The organism is Streptomyces sp. NPDC093544 (genome assembly GCF_040683495.1).
Taxonomy (GTDB): domain Bacteria; phylum Actinomycetota; class Actinomycetes; order Streptomycetales; family Streptomycetaceae; genus Streptomyces.
This window is the reverse complement of the sequence record NZ_JBFBEA010000005.1, coordinates 318,192-337,565: the sequence shown is the minus strand read 5'-3', so window position 1 is coordinate 337,565 and position 19,374 is coordinate 318,192. Positions and strand designations below refer to the sequence as shown.

The 19,374-nt window shown below is 69.4% G+C and carries 18 protein-coding genes and 1 pseudogene; 13 read left to right on the top strand and 6 right to left on the bottom strand.

The window, feature by feature from the left end; all coding sequences use genetic code 11:
• Positions 1-320: 320 nt before the first annotated feature.
• The 5 genes from AB0N66_RS09760 to AB0N66_RS09740 all read left to right on the top strand — a co-directional run bounded on the left by AB0N66_RS09760 (position 321) and on the right by AB0N66_RS09740 (position 4,948).
• Entirely contained in the window at positions 321-1,718 is a 1,398-nt protein-coding gene (locus AB0N66_RS09760; RefSeq protein WP_365430816.1) for a DUF6421 family protein, read from the top strand.
• A gap of 35 nt (positions 1,719-1,753) precedes the next feature.
• Positions 1,754-2,512 carry an SDR family NAD(P)-dependent oxidoreductase gene (locus AB0N66_RS09755; RefSeq protein WP_365430935.1) on the top strand — a complete coding sequence of 253 codons (759 nt, stop codon included), beginning with the start codon at positions 1,754-1,756 and terminating at the stop codon, positions 2,510-2,512.
• Entirely contained in the window at positions 2,509-3,591 is a 1,083-nt protein-coding gene (locus AB0N66_RS09750; protein ID WP_365430814.1) for a low specificity L-threonine aldolase, read from the top strand. Before AB0N66_RS09755 ends, AB0N66_RS09750 begins: the two co-directional genes overlap by 4 nt.
• Positions 3,592-3,674: 83 nt before the next feature.
• Positions 3,675-4,247 carry a transglutaminase domain-containing protein gene (locus AB0N66_RS09745; protein ID WP_365430812.1) on the top strand — a complete coding sequence of 191 codons (573 nt, stop codon included), beginning with the start codon at positions 3,675-3,677 and terminating at the stop codon, positions 4,245-4,247.
• An 8-nt stretch (positions 4,248-4,255) separates the two neighbouring features.
• On the top strand, positions 4,256-4,948 hold the full coding sequence (locus AB0N66_RS09740) for a phenylalanine--tRNA ligase beta subunit-related protein (protein ID WP_365430810.1): 693 nt from the start codon (positions 4,256-4,258) through the stop codon (positions 4,946-4,948).
• A gap of 4 nt (positions 4,949-4,952) precedes the next feature.
• On the opposite strand, the gene AB0N66_RS09735 is transcribed toward AB0N66_RS09740, so the two are convergent.
• Positions 4,953-5,681 (bottom strand): lysophospholipid acyltransferase family protein, encoded by a 729-nt coding sequence (locus tag AB0N66_RS09735; protein WP_365430808.1) that lies wholly within the window; start codon positions 5,679-5,681, stop codon positions 4,953-4,955.
• A gap of 183 nt (positions 5,682-5,864) precedes the next feature.
• Positions 5,865-6,281, bottom strand: coding sequence for a DUF4395 domain-containing protein (locus AB0N66_RS09730; protein ID WP_365430806.1), 417 nt, complete (start codon positions 6,279-6,281; stop codon positions 5,865-5,867).
• Between the two features lie 75 nt (positions 6,282-6,356).
• Between AB0N66_RS09730 and AB0N66_RS09725 the strand changes: the two genes are divergently transcribed.
• From AB0N66_RS09725 to AB0N66_RS09700, 6 genes and pseudogenes are all read left to right on the top strand, one after another.
• Entirely contained in the window at positions 6,357-6,770 is a 414-nt protein-coding gene (locus AB0N66_RS09725) for a thioredoxin family protein (protein ID WP_365430933.1), read from the top strand.
• 206 nt (positions 6,771-6,976) lie between these two features.
• A complete protein-coding gene (locus AB0N66_RS09720; protein ID WP_365430804.1) occupies positions 6,977-7,486 on the top strand; it encodes a flavin reductase family protein in 510 nt (169 codons plus the stop codon).
• Positions 7,487-7,715: 229 nt separating this feature from the next.
• The gene (locus tag AB0N66_RS09715) at positions 7,716-8,501 is read left to right on the top strand and encodes an electron transfer flavoprotein subunit beta/FixA family protein (RefSeq protein ID WP_365430802.1); all 786 of its coding nucleotides are present in this window, start codon (positions 7,716-7,718) and stop codon (positions 8,499-8,501) included.
• Between the two features lie 67 nt (positions 8,502-8,568).
• On the top strand, positions 8,569-9,531 hold the full coding sequence (locus tag AB0N66_RS09710; protein ID WP_365430800.1) for an electron transfer flavoprotein subunit alpha/FixB family protein: 963 nt from the start codon (positions 8,569-8,571) through the stop codon (positions 9,529-9,531).
• A 198-nt stretch (positions 9,532-9,729) separates the two neighbouring features.
• Positions 9,730-11,034, top strand: a complete 1,305-nt coding sequence (locus AB0N66_RS09705) for an aldolase/citrate lyase family protein (RefSeq protein WP_365430798.1) — start codon at positions 9,730-9,732, stop codon at positions 11,032-11,034.
• Between the two features lie 182 nt (positions 11,035-11,216).
• Positions 11,217-12,950, top strand: a pseudogene (locus AB0N66_RS09700) (serine/threonine-protein kinase).
• Here the strand turns inward: AB0N66_RS09700 and AB0N66_RS09695 are convergent.
• Positions 12,896-13,708: a hypothetical protein gene (locus tag AB0N66_RS09695; RefSeq protein ID WP_365430796.1), complete on the bottom strand. Its 813-nt coding sequence runs from the start codon at positions 13,706-13,708 to the stop codon at positions 12,896-12,898. The pseudogene AB0N66_RS09700 and the gene AB0N66_RS09695 overlap by 55 nt on opposite strands.
• Positions 13,709-13,711: 3 nt before the next feature.
• Entirely contained in the window at positions 13,712-14,794 is a 1,083-nt protein-coding gene (locus tag AB0N66_RS09690; protein WP_365430794.1) for a LacI family DNA-binding transcriptional regulator, read from the bottom strand.
• A gap of 236 nt (positions 14,795-15,030) precedes the next feature.
• On the opposite strand from AB0N66_RS09690, the gene AB0N66_RS09685 reads away from it, so the two are divergent.
• The gene (locus tag AB0N66_RS09685; protein WP_365430792.1) at positions 15,031-15,990 is read left to right on the top strand and encodes an ROK family protein; all 960 of its coding nucleotides are present in this window, start codon (positions 15,031-15,033) and stop codon (positions 15,988-15,990) included.
• A gap of 23 nt (positions 15,991-16,013) precedes the next feature.
• Here AB0N66_RS09685 and AB0N66_RS09680 read toward each other — a convergent pair whose 3' ends face one another.
• Both AB0N66_RS09680 and AB0N66_RS09675 read right to left on the bottom strand, forming a co-directional pair.
• Positions 16,014-18,044, bottom strand: a complete 2,031-nt coding sequence (locus AB0N66_RS09680; protein ID WP_365430790.1) for an NPCBM/NEW2 domain-containing protein — start codon at positions 18,042-18,044, stop codon at positions 16,014-16,016.
• Between the two features lie 468 nt (positions 18,045-18,512).
• A complete protein-coding gene (locus tag AB0N66_RS09675; RefSeq protein WP_365430788.1) occupies positions 18,513-18,983 on the bottom strand; it encodes an excalibur calcium-binding domain-containing protein in 471 nt (156 codons plus the stop codon).
• A gap of 121 nt (positions 18,984-19,104) precedes the next feature.
• Here AB0N66_RS09675 and AB0N66_RS09670 point away from each other — a divergent pair, with 121 nt between their 5' ends.
• Positions 19,105-19,296: a hypothetical protein gene (locus tag AB0N66_RS09670; protein ID WP_365430786.1), complete on the top strand. Its 192-nt coding sequence runs from the start codon at positions 19,105-19,107 to the stop codon at positions 19,294-19,296.
• Positions 19,297-19,374 lie beyond the last annotated feature (78 nt).

The window sequence follows — 19,374 nt, the reverse complement described above, 5'->3', positions numbered from 1 at the left end:
CCACGCGGCAAGGCCGCAGCCTAATGGCCCTGCTGTGCGTTGTACCCGCTCGTACGCGGGCCAATGGTGCTGCCCGTCAGGGAAGACCCGCCTGGCGCCGTCGCGCCGGGTCACTCCGCGGTGGGCGAGTCCCGGCAAGGGTTGACCCCGGCGCCGCCCGCGCCACATCCGGCGGTAGTAACCGCCTGAACGGTTTCCGGCAGGAAAATTAGCGGTGAAGATGCTGGTGCGCAGGATAATGCTCCGAGTTCCTGCTTGTGGGAAGGAAGTACGTTCGCATACGGTGTTCTTACGCGAGGTTCTCCTGTGGAGGGTGGGACATGACGGAAATTCTTGTGCGGGTAGGTACGGAGGAGCAGGTTGCCTCCGTGGCCAGCGTGGTGGAGCACCCGGCATGGCCCGTGCTCAAGGATGCCGTGGAGAAGATCCGGCCGTGGCAGGCCAAGGACGGCTCGATCGACTTCGACGCGGAGGGTGCGCCGGACGCGTCCGACGCCGAGCTGGCGGTACGCCGTGCCATCGACGCGATCGAGCGGCTCGCCCCGCTGCTGCCGCACGACGCCGCCTACCACGAGGCACTTGTGCGGGATCTGCGCCGCTGGGTCGATGGGGGCTTCCAGGTGCCCGACTTCCTCGACTCGCTGCTGGCCTTCCGGCCCGCCGCGCACCGCGAGGACGGCCTCCAGCACCTGGTCGTGTTTCCGATGTACACGCAGAACGGCAACCCGGACCGCAACTTCGAAGCGGTAGTGCTCCGCATGGTGTGGCCGGACTGGCTGGCCGAGCTGGAGCGCACCCGCTACGACAACCCGCTGTTCTGCGGCATCACCTTCGAGGACTTCACCGCCGGATACGACACCAACTCGGCCGTCCTCTTCCCGGAGACCATCGCCGTGCGCGAGGCACCCGAGCGCTTCACCTGGGGCGGCATCTTCTGCGACCGCGAGGCCGCCCGCTTCCGCGCCGTCACCGATGCCGCCGTGGGCATCCTCGGCCTGGAGCTGCCCGCGGACATCGCCGCGATGGTCGACGACCAGGAGCGCTGCGAGCAGGCCTTCGTGCTCTGGGACATGGTCCACGACCGCACCCACAGCCATGGCGACCTGCCCTTCGACCCGTTCATGATCAAGCAGCGCCAGCCGTTCTGGATGTACGGCTTGGAGGAGCTGCGCTGCGACCTCACCGCCTTCAAGGAGGCCGTGAAGCTGGAGGCCGACGGTTTCCCGCAGGGCCGTGACGTGCAGTACGCGGTGCTCTTCGACCGGATGTTCCGCTTCCCCGTCACCGGTGAGCGCGTCCGCAACTACGACGGCCTCGGCGGCCAGCTGCTCTTCGCCTACCTCCACAAGCACGACGTCGTCCGCTGGACCGACAACAAGCTGCACATCGACTGGCAGCGCGCCCCGCAGGTCACCAACCAGCTGTGCGCGGAGATCGAGGACCTCTACCGAGCCGGCATCGACCGCCCCAAGCTCGTCCACTGGTTCAAGGCGTACGAGCTGGTCGCCACCTACCTCGCCCCGCACCCGGGCTCCCGCTGGGCCAAGGGCCCGGACGCCCTGGATGTGACCCAGCCGCCGCGCAAGCTCGTGGACGACGTGCTTCCTGACGAGTTTCCCCTGAGCATGTTCTATGAGGCGCTCGCCAAGAAGCTGAAGCATGTGATCGCCTCCACCAAGGGCATCACCGCGGCGAAGGCCGAGAAGGTCGCCGCGTGAGTGCCCGTGCCGAGGACGTATCGGAGGCGAAGGCGATGTCCAACGGAAACGGCAACGGAGCACTCGGCGGAGCGGTGATCGCGGTGGCGGGCGCCGGCGGCCCCGCGGGCCGCGCGACGCTGCTGCGGCTCGCCGAGGCGGGCGCCACCGTCGTCGGCTCGGACAATGACCCCGAGCGTCTCGCGGAGGCCGTGGACGCCGCCCGCTACGCGTACGGCGGCGCCACCGTCGTCGGTGACACGGTCGACCTGCTCGACCTCCAGTCGACGCGCGACTGGGCCACCCGCATCGAGAAGGACTTCGGCCATGTCGACGGCCTGGTCCATCTCGTCGGCGGCTGGCGGGGCAGCGAGACCTTCACCAAGACGGTCCTCGACGACTGGGACCTGCTCGAACTGCTACTCATCCGCACCGTGCAGCACACCTCCCTGGCCTTCCACGAGGCGCTGCAACGCAGCGAGCGCGGCCGGTACGTCCTGACCAGCGCCGCGGGCGCGAGCAAGCCCACCGCGGGCAACGCGGCCTATGCCGCCGCCAAAGCCGCGGCCGAGGCATGGACGCTGGCCATGGGCGACTACTTCCGCAAGGCCGGGGGCGAGCAGGGGCCGACATCCGCGGCTGCCATCCTGGTCGTCAAGGCACTGGTGCACGACGCGATGCGCGCCGAGCGCCCGAACGCGAAGTTCGCGGGCTTCACGGACGTCAAGGAGCTGGCCGATGCCATCGCCGGCGTCTGGGACAAGCCCGCCGGTGAAGTGAACGGAAAACGTCTGTGGCTGACCGAGAAGCCGTGAACCCTCCCAAGGCCCCATATACAGCGGCCCGGCGTCACCACGACCCGGCCGTCCGGGGCTTCGCCAGCGACAACTACGCGGGGGCCCACCCCGAGGTGCTCGCCGCCCTGGCCCTGGCCAACGGCGGGCACCAGGTCGCATACGGCGAGGACGACTACACCGCCAACCTCCAGCGCATCGTCCGCAGCCACTTCGGAGCCACGGCCGAGGCCTTCCCGGTCTTCAACGGCACGGGCGCGAACGTGGTCGCGCTGCAGGCCGTCACCGACCGCTGGGGTGCGGTGATCTGCGCCGAGAGCGCGCACATCAACGTCGACGAGGGCGGCGCCCCCGAGCGCATGGGCGGCCTCAAGCTGCTCACCGTGCCCACGCCCGACGGCAAGCTCACACCCGAGCTGATCGACCGGCAGGCGTACGGCTGGGACGACGAGCACCGTGCGATGCCGCAGGTCGTCTCGATCACCCAGAGCACCGAACTGGGCACCCTGTACACGCCCGAGGAGATCCGCGCGATCTGCGACCACGCCCACGCGCACGGCATGAAGGTGCACCTGGACGGGTCCCGGATATCGAACGCGGCCGCCTCGCTGGACGTCCCCATGCGGACGTTCACCAACGCCGTCGGCGTCGACATCCTCTCCCTGGGCGGGACGAAGAACGGCGCGCTGTTCGGCGAGGCCGTCGTCGTCCTCACCCCTGACGCCGTCAGCCACATGAAGCACCTGCGCAAGCTGTCGATGCAGCTCGCCTCCAAGATGCGCTTCGTCTCCGTGCAGTTGGAGGCGCTGCTCGCCAAGGACCTCTGGCTGCGCAACGCCCGCCACGCCAACGAGATGGCCCAGCGGCTCGCCGAGGGCGTGCGTGCGGTGCACGGCGTGGAGATCCTCCACCCGGTGCAGGCCAACGCGGTCTTCGCGCGCCTTCCGCACGACGTGAGCGAGCGCCTGCAGAAGCGCTACCGCTTCTACTTCTGGGACGAGACCGCGGGCGACGTCCGCTGGATGTGCGCCTTCGACACCACCGAGGACGACGTGGACGGTTTCGTCGCGGCGCTCAAGGAGGAGATGGCGCACGGGTAGCCTGGGCGGATCGAATGCATAGGTATGCGTTCACCTGAAAATTAATTGACTCCCAGGTGATCGCGTTCCTATGCTCTGTGGGCATGCAGCTGATCCAGAACACCACGGACCTGTCCGCGTATTTGGCCGCCGACGAGGTCATCGACCATCACCATCCGCTGGTACGCGAAACGGCCGCGCGGCTCGCAAAAGGGTCCGCCGACTCGTATGCCTATGCGCGGTCCGGGTTCGAATTCGTGCGCGATGCGATCCCGCACTCGCAGGACTCCGGCGATCCGCGCGTCACCTGGCGAGCGTCCGACGTACTGGAGCAGCGCACCGGCATCTGCTACGCCAAGGCCCACGCCCTGGCCGCGCTGCTGCGGGCCGAAGACATCCCGACGGCGCTGTGCTACCAGAAGTTCGACATGGTGCACGGGCTCGTCGCCGTGCGGTTCAACGGTGCCTGGCATCGGCAGGACCCTCGCGGCAACAAACCGGGCGTGGATGCCCAGTTCTCCCTGGACGGTGAACGGCTGGCCTTCACCCCCGACCCGGAGTCCAATGAGATGGACTATCCAGTACTGTACGCTGAACCTCACCCGGTTGTGCTGAGCGCCCTCAAGGCCGCCCCCGACCGGCCGTACCTCTGGCAGACGCTCCCCACCGCACTCTGAGGCAGTCCATGACTCTCACGCTCACCGTGGCCGACGAGGTGCGCGCCCTCGCGCCCGGCTTCACGCACATCGCCATCGAGGCGTACGGACTCGTCAACGGGCCCAGTACCGAAGGGACTTCGGCGCTGCTCGACGACGCGGCCCGCCGGCTGGCCGTACGACTGGACGGTCGCGCTCCGCACGAGGACCCGCACATGGCGGCCTGGCGGGAGACCTACACGGCGTTCGGTTCCAAGCCCTCGCGGACCCGCAACTCGGCGGAGGCACTCGCCAAACGGGCGCTCTTGGACGCCGGACTGCCCCGGATCAACGTGCTCGTCGACGTCTACAACGCCATCAGCGTCGCTCACTTGATCCCCGTCGGCGGCGAGGACATCGACCGCATCCAGGGTGGGATGCGCCTCGTGCGTGCCACGGGCGACGAGGACTTCGTGACCGTCGCGTGCGGCGAGGAGGTCGTCGAACGCCCCGACGCGGGTGAGGTGGTGTGGCGCGACGACGCGGGGGTGACCTGTCGCCGCTGGAACTGGCGCCAAGGTCCGCGCACCCGGCTCACGGAGGAGTCGGTCGCCGCTGTCTTCCTGCTGGAGAGTCTGGCGCCGATGCCGGAGGCCGACGTCGCGCGGGCCGGAGCCGAACTCGCCGAACTCCTGGAGAAGTTCAGCCCCGGGGCGCGGATCACCGTCCACGCCCCGGAGTGACGATTCAGCGTGCCTCGGCCGCCTTCACCTCTTCGGGGGTCGGCGCGGTGCCGCCGAGGTGCGCGGGCATCCACCAGGTGTCGTCCGGCCCCTTGGGCCGCACCGGGTAGGCGCGCTGCGCGGCTTCGAGGAGCTCCTGTACGCGGTCACGCACCCGCCGGGTGATCGCCCCCGCGTACTGGTCCTTCGGGGCCTCGACCGGCTCGCCGACCCGGATGGTGATCGGCGTGTGGCTGCGCTTGAAGTTGCGCGGGTGGCCCTTGGTCCACAGACGCTGGGTGCCCCACACGGCCATCGGGATCAGCGGGACGCCGGCCTCCTGGGCCATACGTGCGGCACCCGACTTGAAGCTCTTCAGGGTGAACGACGGCGAGATGGTGGCCTCGGGGAAGACGCCGATGATCTCGCCGGAGCGCAGCGACTCCAGCGCGTGCTGGTACGCCTTCTCACCCTGCTTGCGGTCCACAGGGATGTGCTTCATGCCCCGCATCAGCGGCCCGGAGATCTTGTGCCGGAACACCGACTCCTTCGCCATGAAGCGCACGAGACGCTTCTGCGGCAGGGCGGCCATGCCGTCGAAGATGAAGTCCAGATAGCTGATGTGGTTGCTGACCAGCACGGCGCCGCCCGAGCGCGGAATGTTCTCCGATCCCTTGCAGTCGATCTTGAGGTCCCAGGCCTTGAACAACACTTGGGCGAGACCGACGACGGGACGGTAGACAAGCTCTGCCATGGACGGGGTGGGCCCTTCTCTCTGCCGGGGAAGGGGCTTCCCGGCGAAAGTTACGCAGCCGTAGGTTTACGGCATTGCGCAGATCGTGCCCGAAGAACGAACGACTGGCCAGTCCTAGTGCCCGTGCCGGGCGAGATCCTCGTCACGTCACCCCTTGATCCACCTCGGAGTTTTAACCCCCCTTTACTCCGTGCGTACTGTGACTCGGCGCACGAGCAGGTACATCTCGCACCCGAGGCAGTAGCCGAACGCGGCGTTGAGGAACGCGGCCGCGAGCGCGCACGCGGTGGCCGCCAGACCCAGCCACTCCGGCCCCACCACGTAGCCGACGAGCCCCACGACCGCGAACGCGAGCCCGACCGTCTGCGCGAATCGCGGCGGCTCCGGCGCCTCGAACTCCGTAGGCGGCCCGATCCGCGGGCGTACCGCCTTGCGGAACAGCCAGCCGTACGGGGAGCGCCCCACGCCGCCCGCCGCGCCCAGCGCGAACGCCAGCGTCTGCCAGGCAAGCAGCCAGGGGCTGCCCGTGATCAGCACGACCGCCAGCACGAAGGTCGTCACGGCCGCACCGAACCGCGGCCCTCTTACATCAATTTCCATGAACCAAGCATTCCGCACCGAGCGCGATTCCCGTAGCCGGGAATCTTTGCGGTCTCGTAAATGCTTGTGGATGTGATGACCGGACTCGTGGTGTGCGTGGTGGTGCTCGCGGTGGCGAGCGCCTACGGAGTGCTGCACCGGCAGCGGAGCGGGAGGGTGAGGGTGCGCGGGCGTGACGGCGGAAAGCTGCTCGGCGCGGCGGAGTTGGGGGAGGGGCTCGGTGAGCGGGCCACGCTCGTCCAGTTCTCCAGCGCCTTCTGTGCCCCCTGTCGGGCCACCCGGCGGGTACTCACCGAGGTGGCGGAGATGGTCCCCGGGGTGTCCCACGTGGAGATCGACGCGGAGGATCACCTGGACCTCGTACGCGAACTCGACATTCTCAAGACCCCGACCGTGCTCGTGCTCGACGCCGACGGGCGGATCGTACGACGGGCAACGGGGCAGCCGCGCAAGGCCGATGTGATCGCCGCACTGGGGGAGGCCGTCTGACCGTGGTGACCAAGGTGAGGCGCCTCCCAGATACCGGAACGCACTTGACTGCACGCACCATCTATCGTCAGCCTGACCGTATGCCCCCGGAACTCCTTCTCTTCGAGCGCGTCCACGTGGACCTGGCCCGAACCGCGAGTGCGCGCTGTCCGGGCTGTTGAGCAGCCACGGATCAGCCCGTCACCTCTCGCAGAAGGAACAAGTCCATGACGGCCACGCCCGACCTCGGCACCCCCCAGCTCGCCTCCCCCGACCTGCTGCGCTCCGTCTTCAGGCGGCATGCGGCCGGTGTCGCCGTGATCACGGCTCCCGGCGGCGACGGCCCCGTCGGCTTCACCGCCACCTCGCTCACCTCGGTCTCCGCCGAGCCCCCGATCGTCTCCTTCGGGATCGGTGTCGGCGCCTCCAGCTGGCCCGCGGTCTCCGAGTCCGACCACATCGGCGTGCACATACTCGGAGAACACCAACAGGAACTCGCCGGCACCTTCGCCAGGAGCGGCGCCGACCGCTTCGGCGCGCCCACCCGTTGGCGTAACGGCCCCGAAGGTGTTCCGGTGCTCGACGACGTCCTCGCGTGGCTCGTCTGCCGTGTTGTCGCGCGCGTGCCCGCGGGGGACCACCGCATCGTTCTGGCCGAGGTCGTCCTCGGCGACCCGTCGGGCGCCGGCCGCCCGCTGCTCTACCACCAGGGGCGCTTCCACGGCCTGCGCGACTGAAGCGAGTCCGAACCTACTCACCTGTCCCTCGCGCCGCTCCTACTTGTCGGTTACGCAGCGTTGCGAACGTCACAGTTCAAAGCGCTTGCTTAGTGGGCACCCACTGGGTGTACTGGTGAGTAATATTTCGGTCGGAGCGCGGGCCGCCCCGACCGGGATCGGCCGCTTCAGGCGCCTATGCTGCCGATAAGAAGGCAGCCAAAAATGACGATGCAGTAGGAGAGCCGGCGTGAGCTTGAGGATCGTTGTCACTGTTAAGTACGTGCCCGACGCCACCGGCGACCGGCACTTCGCCGATGACCTGACCGTCGACCGTGACGACGTGGACGGTCTGCTCTCGGAACTCGACGAATACGCCGTGGAGCAGGCGCTGCAGATCGCCGGCGAAGCCGATGACGCCGAGATCACCGTGCTGACCGTCGGCCCCGAGGACGCCAAGGACGCGCTGCGCAAGGCGCTGTCGATGGGTGCGGACAAGGCCATCCACGTCGAGGACGACGACCTGCACGGAACCGACGTGATCGGTACGTCGCTGGTGCTGGCGAAGGCCATCGAGAAGGCCGGCTTCGACCTGGTCATCTCCGGAATGGCGTCCACCGACGGCACCGCCGGTGTCATCCCGGCCCTGCTGGCCGAGCGTCTTGGCGTTCCGCAGCTCACCCTGCTCTCCGAGGTCTCCGTCGAGGACGGTGTGGTCAAGGGCCGCCGCGACGGCGACTCCGCCTCCGAGCAGCTCGAGGCCTCCCTCCCGGCGGTCGTGTCGGTCACCGACCAGTCGGGCGAGGCGCGTTACCCGTCCTTCAAGGGCATCATGGCCGCCAAGAAGAAGCCGGTGGAGGCCTGGGACCTGGAGGACCTGGAGATCGAGGCGGGCGAGGTCGGCCTCGAAGGCGCCTGGACCAAGGTCGACTCCGCGACCGAGCGTCCCGCGCGCACCGCCGGCACGATCGTCAAGGACGAGGGCGAGGGCGGCAAGCAGCTCGCCGAGTTCCTCGCGGGCCAGAAGTTCATCTAGGAACACCGGCCCGCCGCAGGCTCCCTGACCGCCCCTCATCTTTCGCAAGCAGGAGAGAAGAAGTCCCATGGCTGAAGTTCTCGTCTACGTCGACCACGTGGACGGCGCCGTCCGCAAGCCCACCCTTGAGCTGCTGACCCTGGCCCGCCGTATCGGCGAGCCCGTCGCCGTCGCCCTCGGTGCCGGCGCCGAGGCCACCGCCCCCGTGCTCGCCGAGCACGGCGCGGTCAAGGTCCTCACCGCCGACGCCCCCGAGTTCACCGACTACCTGGTCGTACCGAAGGTGGACGCGCTCCAGGCCGCGTACGACGCCGTTTCCCCGGCCGCCGTGCTCGTGCCGTCCTCCGCCGAGGGCAAGGAGATCGCGGCCCGCCTCGCGCTCCGTATCGGCGGTGGCATCATCACCGACGCCGTCGACCTGGAGGCCGGCGAAGAGGGCCCGGTGGCCACGCAGTCCGCGTTCGCCGCCTCCTTCTCCACCAAGTCCCGGGTGTCCAAGGGCACTCCGGTCATCACGGTCAAGCCGAACTCGGCCGCCGTGGAGGCCGCCCCGGCCGCGGGCGCCGTCGAGGCCCTCGCCGTGACCTTCTCCGAGAAGGCCACCGGTACGAAGGTCACCGCGCGCACCCCGCGCGAGGCCAGCGGCCGCCCGGAGCTGACGGAGGCCGCGATCGTGGTCTCCGGCGGCCGTGGCGTCAACGGCGCCGAGAACTTCGCGATCATCGAGGGGCTCGCCGACTCCCTCGGTGCGGCCGTGGGTGCCTCGCGCGCCGCGGTCGACGCCGGCTGGTACCCGCACTCCAACCAGGTCGGCCAGACGGGCAAGTCCGTCTCACCGCAGCTGTACATCGCCTCGGGAATCTCCGGCGCGATCCAGCACCGCGCCGGCATGCAGACCTCGAAGACCATCGTCGCCATCAACAAGGACGCCGAGGCCCCGATCTTCGACCTCGTCGACTACGGCGTGGTCGGCGACCTCTTCGAGGTAGTCCCGCAGCTCACCGAGGAGATCAAGTCCCGCAAGGGCTGAGTTTCCGACGTATGAGGCGTACGAGGCCCCTGTGACCGTCTTTTGACACGGTCGCAGGGGCCTCTGCTCATGTCAGGGTCAGTGTTGTCTGTAGGAACCATGTGGGACTCAAGAGGGTGTTGACCGGCGGGAAGGTCCCCGGATAACTTCGTTCTACGGATTGTTGATTCCGCACTGCGGAAAACAGGAGGGTGTGGAATGGGTCAGGGTCAGCAGGAGAAGGTGGCGACCAGCCTCGCGGGCGCAGTCAGTGAGGAGATCAGCGCCTCCCTCGCCCCGGTCGACGCCGAGCTGGAGCGCCACTACCCCGGCGACCCGGGCACCCGGCAGCCCGTCCACACCGTGTACGTACCCGGTGACGCGTTCGCCGCCGACACCATCCGCAGCTGGGGCGACCGGGCCCTCACGGCCCTCGATGAGCACGCCCCGGACGCCGCCTCCTTCGCAGCCGTCCTCGGCCTCACCGATGACCTCGCGAAGCCCGTGTACGACCGCGTACGGGCCAAACTGGAGCGCGAACCGATCGAGGACCTGCGCGTCGACTTCGAGGACGGCTACGGCCCGCGTCCGGACGCCGAGGAGGACGAGACGGCGGCGCGCGCGGCCCGGCTGATCGCGGAGGCCTACGAGAACGGCACGGCGGCCCCGTGCATGGGCATCCGTATGAAGTGCCTGGAAGCCCCGGTCCGCGCCCGCGGCATCCGCACCCTCGACATCTTCCTCACCGGCCTGATGGAGGCCGGCGGTCTGCCCGACGGGCTCGTCCTGACGCTGCCGAAGGTGACGTACGCCGAACAGGTCACCGCGATGGTCCGGCTCCTGGAGGAGTTCGAGAAGGCGCGCGGCCTGGAGCCCGGGCGGATCGGCTTCGAGATCCAGATCGAGACCAGTCAGTCGATCCTCGCCGCCGACGGCACCGCGACCGTCGCCCGCATGATCCAGGCCGCCGAGGGCCGCGCCACCGGCCTGCACTACGGCACCTTCGACTACAGCGCCTGCCTCGGCGTCAGCGCCGCCTACCAGGCGAGCGACCACCCCGCCGCCGACCACGCCAAGGCGATCATGCAGGTCGCCGCCGCGGGCACCGGCGTACGCGTCTGCGACGGCTCCACCAACGTGCTGCCGGTCGGCCCGACCGAGAAGGTCCACGACGCCTGGCGGCTGCACTACGGTCTGACCCGCCGCGCCCTCGCCCGCGCCTACTACCAGGGCTGGGACATGCACCCCGGCCACATCCCGACCCGCTACGCGGCCGTCTTCGCCTTCTACCGCGAGGGTTTCGAACAGGCCGCGGCGCGCCTCTCCCGCTATGCCAACCAGGCCGGCGGCGACGTCATGGACGAGCCTGCCACCGCCAAGGCCCTCAGTGGCTACCTGCTGCGCGGCCTGGACTGCGGCGCCCTGGACATCGCCGAGGTGGCGCGGGTGACGGGGCTGACGCGGGCGGACCTGGAGGGGTTCGCGGTGCCGAGGCGGGCGGATCTGACAGTCTCCGCCAAGTAGAGCGCCCCTCCAGGGGCGCGGGGAACTGCGCGACCAGCCACAGGCGGCCCGCAGTTCTACAACGGCCGTTGACGCCGGTCGCGTAGCGACCACGTCACAGAGGCCCACTCCCGACACCAGCCGTCACTGCTGCCCCGTAGTGTGGGCGCCACTCACTGGCGTGACACGAGAACGGGGCAGCAGTGTCTTCGGGCGAGAACCAACAGCCGGACGGAACCGGCCGGTTGCTGGCCGGCCGCTATCGCGTGCTGGCCTAACTCGGCCGCGGCGGCATGGGGGTCGTCTGGCGCGCCCGGGACGAGGTCCTGGGCCGCGAGGTCGCCGTCAAGGAACTGCGCACCTACACGGACGCCGCCGTCCCCGAACTGGCCGACCTGAGTCGGCGGATGCAGCGCGAGGCCCGCGCGGCGGCCCGGGTGCCCCACCCCGGAGTCGTGGCCGTGCACGACGTGACCGAGGTCGACGGGCGCCCGCTCATCGTCATGGAGCTGGTGGACGGCCCCTCTCTGGACGACGTCCTGGGCGAGCGCGGCACCTTGGACCCTCGCGAGGCGGCCTCCATCGGCGCCAAGGTCATGGACTCGCTGGCCGCCGCCCACCGCGCAGGCGTCCTGCACCGCGACGTGAAGCCCGGCAACATCCTCCTGGACCGCTCCGGCCGCGTCGTCCTCACCGACTTCGGCATCGCCACGATGGAAGACCCCGGTGACGGCTCGGCCACCCACCTGACCCGCAGTGGCGAACTGGTGGGTTCCCTGGACTACTTGGCGCCCGAGCGGGCCCAGGGCGACGACCCGGGGCCCGCTTCGGACGTCTGGGCACTCGGCGCCACGTTGTACGCGGCCGTGGAGGGGTTGTCCCCCTTCCGCCGTACGTCGACGTGGTCCACGCTCACCGCGATAGTTGCCGATCCGCTGCCGGAACCCCGGCGCGCCGGGCCACTGGGCCCCGTACTTAAGCAGCTCATGCACAAGCAGCCGGGGGAACGCCCGGACGCGGACCGGGCGCGCGAGCTGTTGGAGGCGGTCGCGGGAGCTCCTGAGACGGACTCCCGGACGACGGGCCTGAGGCTGTCGGAGTCACGGCCGCATGAGACGGCGGGCATGAGGCTGCCGGAGCCACCGCCGCGTGAGACGACGGCGCTGAGTATCCCCTCCATACCGCCGGGATTCGGACCGCCGAAGCCCGTCGTTCCCGTTGCGGCCCCTGTTGCCGCCGGCCCCTCTCCCGCACCCCGCCGCCGAGGCCGCGCCCTCCTTGCCGCCGCGGCCGTCACCGTCGTCCTCGCGGCGGCCGGTGTCACCGTCGCCCTGCTGAACAGCCCGGACGACACCGGCAGCGCGGCCCGGAAAGCGCTGCCTCAGGCCGACGGAGCGGCCCCCTCGGACGGAGCCAGCCGCGGCGAGGTCGACCTGTCGGACGACTCCAAGCCGACCGGACAGGGCGACAAGAACTCCAAGCCCCCGGAGCCGAAGCCCAGTCACACGGGCGAGACCGCTCCGAAGCCCTCGAAGGCCCCCGTCAACGGCGGTAGCACAGGCGGGACTTCAGGTGGAGCCTCGGGCGGCTCCACCGACGGCGGTACAACGGGCGGCGGTTCAAGCAGCTCGCCCATCCCTGACCCCCCTCCCGAGCCTGTCTGCGACCCGATCGGCGGCGGCAAGTACAACTGCCAGGTCTGGCGCACCGCCACGTCCTACACCGCCTCCGGCGCCGAGGCCGGCACCCTCAACGCGGGCACCAACTACTTCTACTGCCAGCAGAACCTGGGCCGCCGGGAGACCTACGGCGAGTGGACCAACATCTGGTGGGCCAGGACCGACGACGACAGTGGCAACGTCAATGTCTTCGTCAGCGATGTCTACATCCAGGGCGGCGACAACGACGCACCGCTTCCGGGACTTCCGGTCTGCTGAGACCGCAGGTGCTTTTCCAGCCCTTCCAGGCCGGAAGGCATCACAAGTCCCTCCTCGGCGAACAGCCGGGTGCCCTGCGCGCAGAGCGCTCTGTCCAAGCGCGCCCGGCTGCAGAACTCCTCGGGCGTGTCCCCGAACAGCTCACGCAGGCGCGGTGATCCGGCGAGGAGAGAGGTGAGCAGCGGGCGCTCGCCCGGATGCGCGCGTGGCGCACCCGAGCCGTCATGAAGGACGCCACGGCGGTTGACGTAGGCGTAGCCGCCAGGGAGGAGTTCGCCGGACTCCAACTCGATCCGGAAGTCGTCCGAGGAGAGCCGGGCGCGGTCGTACGCGCCGGTCGGCGCCGGAACTCCCTCGCTGGCGTCGATCACCGCGAGCTGGGCCTCGTCGAGCCAGGTGATGAACAACTCGCTCACGATTCCCGGCGCTCGGAACGGCGACGCGGACACGTAACCCATCAGGCTCACATGGGCCGAGACGCCGATACCGATGCCGGTGACCCGCGCCTTCACCAGCGGGACGGTGGAGGACACCGCGTACTCCGCCATCTTGTGCCGGAGTTGGGCGGGGCAGGCGTTGGAGCCGACGGCGATGACGGGGACGCGGTCCCTGTGCACCAGTTGCTCCAGGGGCAACAGGCGGTCCCCGTCCAGGAGTCCGGACTCCTGCGGCCATTTTCCCGGATAGCTCAGCGGATGGTCACGTGGCGCCTCGGCGAGACCGAGAGCTTCGAGCGTATGAGGATCCGGGCGGCCCATGGCTCAGTCCGTGGGCGGCAGTTCCCCCGAGCCGCGGGTGATCAGCCGGGTCGGGAGCTGGATGCGTTCCGGAGTGATGAGGCTGCCGTCGAGCTGGCGGAAGAGGCGTTCGGCCGCGGTGCGGCCGAGGGCGGCGGCATCCTGGGCGACGACGGTGACGCCGGGCTGGAGGAGGTCGGCGAGTTCGATGTCGTCGAAGCCGACGAGGGCGACCGGGCGCCCGCGCTCGGCGATGACACGGACCACCGTGACGGTCACGCGGTTGTTGCCGGTGAAGATCGCGGTGACCGGGGAGTCGCCGGAGAGCATGTCCTCGGCTGCCTTGCGCACCCGCTGCGGGTCGGTGACGCCCAGGGACATCCACGGGTCCTCGACCGCTATGCCCGCGTCCTCCATCGCGGCGCGGTAGCCGCGCAGCCGCTCGGCGGCCGTGTGGATGCGGGGCATGTCACCGATGAAACCGATCCGGCGGTGGCCGTGGCCGATGAGATGGGCGACGCCGCCGCGGGCCCCGCCGAAGCTGTCGGACAGCACGACGTCGGCATCGATCTTTCCGGCCGGGCGGTCCACGAACACCGTGGCGACCCCCGCCTTTATCTCGGGTTCCAGATAGCGGTGGTCATCACCGGCCGGAATCACCACGAGCCCGTCCACCCGGCGCGCACACAGCGCGAGGACCAACTCCTGCTCGCGGTCCGGGTCTTCGGCGCTTGAGCCGTTGATCAGCAGCGCGCCGTGGGCGCGGGCGACCTCTTCGACCGCCCGGCTCAGCGGTCCGTAGAACGGGTCCGCGAGATCCTCCAGGACGAGACCGATGCTCGCGGTGGTGCCCTTTCGCAACACCCGCGCGCTGTCGTTGCGGCGGAAGCCCAGCGCGTCGATGGCCTCCTGGACGCGGCGCTCGGTGTCCGGGGTGACCCCCGGTTCTCCGTTGACCACACGCGAGACCGTCTTCAGACCGACCCCCGCGCGCGCGGCGACATCCTTCATGGTGGGACGGTTGCCGTAGCGGTTCTCGGATCGGCGGGCGGTCTCTGCCACGATGCGCTGTCCTGTCCTGTCGTCCACGGGGATGCGTCCCTCCATGAGAATGGTCCATGAGGATGGACTAGGGGGATGCGTCGGTCCATGGGGTTGTATGAGGATGTGGCGTCGAGCATAGAGCCTGGACAACGTTGTCAGATGCGGGAGACACTGTCCACCGCATTCTCCGGCCTGCGCCTTCCCCCAGAGGCGTGTCGTTCCGCCCTGTTTCCGGCCGGGGAACCCGGACCCGCAGCGCGGCGGGCCTGATTCGACACCCCTTGGGAGATCTGACACTGATGCACACCGACCTCGTGGCCGCGCTCGACATCGGCGGCACCAAGATCGCCGGAGCGCTGGTGGACGGCCACGGCCGGATACTCCTCCGCGCGCAGCGTGCGACGCCCGCGCAGGAGGACGGCGACACCGTGATGGGGGCCGTGGAGAACGTGATCCGCGAGCTGACGCTCTCCCCTCTGTGGGGCAGGGCGGGCGCCCTCGGTATCGGCAGCGCGGGACCCGTGGACGCCTCGGAGGGCACGGTGAGCCCCGTGAACGTGCCGGGCTGGCGTGGCTATCCCCTCGTCGAGCGGGTCCGCAGGGCCACGGGTGGGCTGCCCGTCGAGCTGATCGGCGACGGCGTGGCCATCACGGCGGCCGAGCACTGGCAGGGCGCGGCACGCGGCCACGCCAACGCGCTCTGCATGGTTGTGTCGACGGGGGTCGGCGGCGGCCTGGTTCTGGGCGGCACGCTGCACCCCGGGCCCACCGGCAACGCGGGCCACATCGGCCACATCAGCGTGGACCTCGACGGCGACCTCTGTCCCTGCGGATCCCGCGGTTGCGTCGAGCGCATCGCGAGTGGCCCGAACATCGCGCGCCGTGCGCTGGAGGGCGGCTGGCAGCCTGGCCCTGACGGCGACACCTCGGCGGCCGCGGTGGCCGCCGCCGCCCGCGCGGGTGACCCGGTCGCCACCGCCTCCTTCGAGCGCGCGGCGCAGGCCCTCGCGGCGGGCATCGCGGCGACCGCGACCCTCGTCGAGATCGACATCGCCGTTATCGGCGGGGGAGTGGGCAAGGCCGGGGACGTCCTCTTCACGCCGCTGCGCAAGGCGCTGGCCGACTACGCGACGCTGTCCTTCGTCCAGCGTCTGACCGTGGCGCCCGCACTGATGGGCACGGACGCCGGTCTGGTCGGCGCTGCTGCGGCCGCGCTCACCCGCAAGGCGAACACGACCGCCGCAGGTGTGAGCGGCTGACCCGGTGGCGGCAGGGCGGCGCGTCAGCAGGTGAGCTGCGCGTCCGCCCAGTCGCCGTGGTCCGAGGTGCTCCCGTCACCGCCGTCGGTGACGACGAGACGCACCGTCTGAGCGCCGCTCACGTCGGCTGAAATCGCCTGCGCGGCCCGGGCGTTGGTGAGTACGCTCGAGGAGGCCACCTTCGTGCCGTCCGCCCAGATCTCGAAGGCGACGGAACCGTCGTTTCCTTCCTCGTCGTCGACACCCACCTGCGCGGTGACGGTCTCGCACGCCTTGCCGGTGTAGTACTCGACGGTGCTGTCGGCGTGTACGCCGAGCCCCTTGGCATACACGACACCGTTGACCGTCATCGGATTGCCGTCGCCCGCTTCGTTCTCACCGTTGCTGGTGTTGCGTTCAACAGGACCCCAGCCATTGGTCGTCGACAGCCATGGCAGGTCTCCGAGCGAGGAGACTCCCGAGGGCGGCGCCACGACGACGGATGCTGTCAGTGGCAGCACCCTCTCGGCGCGTACCCCGGTGGGCGAGCGGTAGGTCGCCTTGAGCTTCAGGTCGTACGAGCCCGCGGCCGTGCCCTTGGGGGCGGTGACCTTCCATGACGTACGCAGCGACCGGCCTGTCGGCAGCACGTGCGCGGTGGCCGGTGAGGTCGCCTTGACCGCCCAGCCGGCAGGTCCGCTCAGTTTCACGGAGACCTGCTTGGCGGCCGTACGGCCGAGGTCGGTGACCGTCGACGTCAGTTTGACGGACTTGCCGCCCTCGACCAACAGGCTGCCGTCCAGGCCGAGTTCCACGGCGGGCGGGTTCTTGGCCCACTTGGCGTCGGTGGAGACGCGTACCAGCACCGTGCCGTGCGCGGGGACGGTCGCCGAGATGGCGCCCTCGGTGTTGTAGCTCTTGTGCTGCCACAGATCGCGCAGGGTGTAGGCGCCCGCGGCGGGCAGTCCCACGGCGCGGGCGGTGGTGGCGACGCGCTGCGCGCTGCCGGTCTCGTTGAACAGCGCCACCGTCCGGCTGCCGTCCTTCATCTCCTTGGCGACGACCCAGCGCCCGCCCTCGGAGGAGAGCACCGTGCCCTGCTTGCCGAGCGGGTCCTGGTCGACGGCGATGACCTCTTTGTTGCCGAGGATGTCGAAGGTCGCGTCGGACGCGTCGCGCAGGTCGGAGCCGATGAGGAGAGGTGCGGCCATGATCGACCACATGGAGAAGTGCGAGCGGTACTCGGTGTCGGTCATGCCGCCGTTGCCGACCTCCAGCATGTCCGGGTCGTTCCAGTGCCCCGGACCGGCGTACTGGGCGAGTGGCAGGTTCTGCTTGAGGATCGACAGCATCGAGCCCCAGTTGTCGCTGATGTCACCGGTCGTACGCCACAGATGTCCGACTTCGGACGCCCATTCCCAGGGTTTGTTCTCGCCCCACTCGCAGAGGCTGTAGACGATCGGGCGGCCCGTTGTCCGGGTGGCCGCCAGCAGCGCGTCCCGCATGGTCGTATAGCGCAACCGGGCATCCACACCTTGGTTGTTGCAGTTGTCGTACTTGAGGTAGTCGACACCCCAGTCCGCGAACTGCTGTGCGTCGCTGTACTCGTGGCCGAGCGCACCCGGGAAGCCCGCCTCGTTGCACGTCTTCGTGCCCGCGCTGGTGTAGATGCCGAGCTTCAGCCCCTTGGAGTGGACGTAGTCGGCAACTGCCTTGAGCCCATTGGGGAATCGGGCGGGGTCGGGTACCAGCTTTCCGTTCGCGTCCCGCGACTGCAGGGCCCAGCAGTCGTCCAGATTGACGTACTGGTATCCGGCGGCTTTGAGGCCCTTCTCGACGAAGATGTCGGCGATCCCCTTGACCATGTCCTCGTTGAACTCGGCACGGCAGTTCGTGGAGTTCCAGTTGTTGAAGCCCATGGGCGGGGTGAGGGCCAGGCCGTCGTCCACGGCCGGGGAGACATCCTCGGCGGGGGCGGCCAGGGCCGGCGCGGCGAGGCCGATCGTACACAACAGTCCTGCGGCGAGTGCTCCGACAACTCTTCGGCGGGCCGTGCGGGTGTGAGGGTGACGCATCGTTACGTTCCTCCGAGCACGCGAAAGGTGGGATGACGTCATGTCTGTGTCATCCCTGTGTGCGTTTACGGTAGGACGTGTCGGACCCTGTTGGAAGAGGTGCGTCATGACGGGCGTCACGCGGTATTAGATGTTCGAAATATCGTCAGATCTCTTGACGGTGCCCGCGTATGGGAGTGAGATCCCAAGCCCCGTGTTCGGTTGTGTTGGTTGACTCCTGAGGAGGGAGACTGGGCTGAACCTGTCCTGCAGCGACTCTTCCTGCTTGCGGGCGTGCCGGAACATCGGATGTTCCGGTGAAGTCGCCTGCCTGGCGCGGGTGTTGGAGTCGGTGCCCTCGCGCTTGGCGTTCTGCTTTCGGCGTTCGGTGAGGTACCTGTCGGAAACAGGAACGAGCAGGCGTGGGGACCAACGCTTGGGACGCGGTGGTCCCCAAGGCTCTGGGTTCGACTTGGGGCTGACGGCCGCTTACTCGCAGCCGACGCCGTCCCCGTCACGGTCGAGGTGGCGACCGTAGCCGGGGTCGCCCACGTGCACGGGAGCGGCTCCCGCGGCGCGGGCGGCGGTGCAGTTCTCGTAGTAGACGTCGTCGCTTCCGCCGCTGTTGTCGTCGGTGTCGCTGTTGTCGGCGGCTTGCGCGGTGACGGTCGTTCTCGCGGTCGTCGTCGCCCGGACCGTCACGGTGGCGGCGGGCTTCGGAGTGGCCGTCTCCGTCTCGGTTGTGGTTGCGGTTGCGGTCGTGGTGGCGGTGACCGTGGCCCTCGGTTGGGGAGCGGCCGCTGCGGGCTCCTTGTCGTCGCCGCTGCCGCCGACACCTATGCCGATGCCTATGCCGATGAGGAACGCCACGGCGAGCGCGGGCAGGAGGAACCGTTCGCGCACCGAGGCCGGTGCGGTGCGGGCAGGTGCGGTCGATGGTGGTGTGTACGGGTTGGTCATCTTGTCCCCCCTGGGGTGTTTCGAGGGGGATGACGGTAGTGCTGCGGATGTGCCGGATGGTGCGAAGTGGCGTTGCGTGACCCACCCGTTACTGATATCCGGCATCGCAGTTGAAACGGGCATGAAGAAGCGAAGCATGCTTGCCATTGCCTCCCTGGCTGCCGGATTCGTCGTCGCGGCGGTCACGCCGTCCCACGCCGACACGGACGTACTCGACAACCTGGACGTCAACGACACGCTCAGCACCCTCGACCACACCGTCAGCAGCGACAGCCTGGCCATGGACGAGGGCGCCCTGGGCAAGAACAGCTGAGAGGTGTGATCCGCGGCGCCGGTGCCCCTGGGCGGGGGCACCGGCGCCTTGCTTTCGGCCCCCTCATCAGGGGCTGGT

Bases quoted from the DNA above. Each gene is read 5' to 3' on its own strand.
- AB0N66_RS09760 (WP_365430816.1), top strand. From the start codon at position 321: ATGACGGAAATTCTTGTGCGGGTAGGTACGGAGGAGCAGGTTGCCTCC.
- AB0N66_RS09755 (WP_365430935.1), top strand. From the start codon at position 1,754: ATGTCCAACGGAAACGGCAACGGAGCACTCGGCGGAGCGGTGATCGCG.
- AB0N66_RS09745 (WP_365430812.1), top strand. From the start codon at position 3,675: ATGCAGCTGATCCAGAACACCACGGACCTGTCCGCGTATTTGGCCGCC.
- AB0N66_RS09740 (WP_365430810.1), top strand. From the start codon at position 4,256: ATGACTCTCACGCTCACCGTGGCCGACGAGGTGCGCGCCCTCGCGCCC.
- AB0N66_RS09735 (WP_365430808.1), bottom strand. From the start codon at position 5,681: ATGGCAGAGCTTGTCTACCGTCCCGTCGTCGGTCTCGCCCAAGTGTTG.
- AB0N66_RS09730 (WP_365430806.1), bottom strand. From the start codon at position 6,281: ATGGAAATTGATGTAAGAGGGCCGCGGTTCGGTGCGGCCGTGACGACC.
- AB0N66_RS09725 (WP_365430933.1), top strand. From the start codon at position 6,357: ATGACCGGACTCGTGGTGTGCGTGGTGGTGCTCGCGGTGGCGAGCGCC.
- AB0N66_RS09720 (WP_365430804.1), top strand. From the start codon at position 6,977: ATGACGGCCACGCCCGACCTCGGCACCCCCCAGCTCGCCTCCCCCGAC.
- AB0N66_RS09710 (WP_365430800.1), top strand. From the start codon at position 8,569: ATGGCTGAAGTTCTCGTCTACGTCGACCACGTGGACGGCGCCGTCCGC.
- AB0N66_RS09705 (WP_365430798.1), top strand. From the start codon at position 9,730: ATGGGTCAGGGTCAGCAGGAGAAGGTGGCGACCAGCCTCGCGGGCGCA.
- AB0N66_RS09695 (WP_365430796.1), bottom strand. From the start codon at position 13,708: ATGGGCCGCCCGGATCCTCATACGCTCGAAGCTCTCGGTCTCGCCGAG.
- AB0N66_RS09690 (WP_365430794.1), bottom strand. From the start codon at position 14,794: ATGGAGGGACGCATCCCCGTGGACGACAGGACAGGACAGCGCATCGTG.
- AB0N66_RS09685 (WP_365430792.1), top strand. From the start codon at position 15,031: ATGCACACCGACCTCGTGGCCGCGCTCGACATCGGCGGCACCAAGATC.
- AB0N66_RS09680 (WP_365430790.1), bottom strand. From the start codon at position 18,044: ATGCGTCACCCTCACACCCGCACGGCCCGCCGAAGAGTTGTCGGAGCA.
- AB0N66_RS09675 (WP_365430788.1), bottom strand. From the start codon at position 18,983: ATGACCAACCCGTACACACCACCATCGACCGCACCTGCCCGCACCGCA.
- AB0N66_RS09670 (WP_365430786.1), top strand. From the start codon at position 19,105: ATGAAGAAGCGAAGCATGCTTGCCATTGCCTCCCTGGCTGCCGGATTC.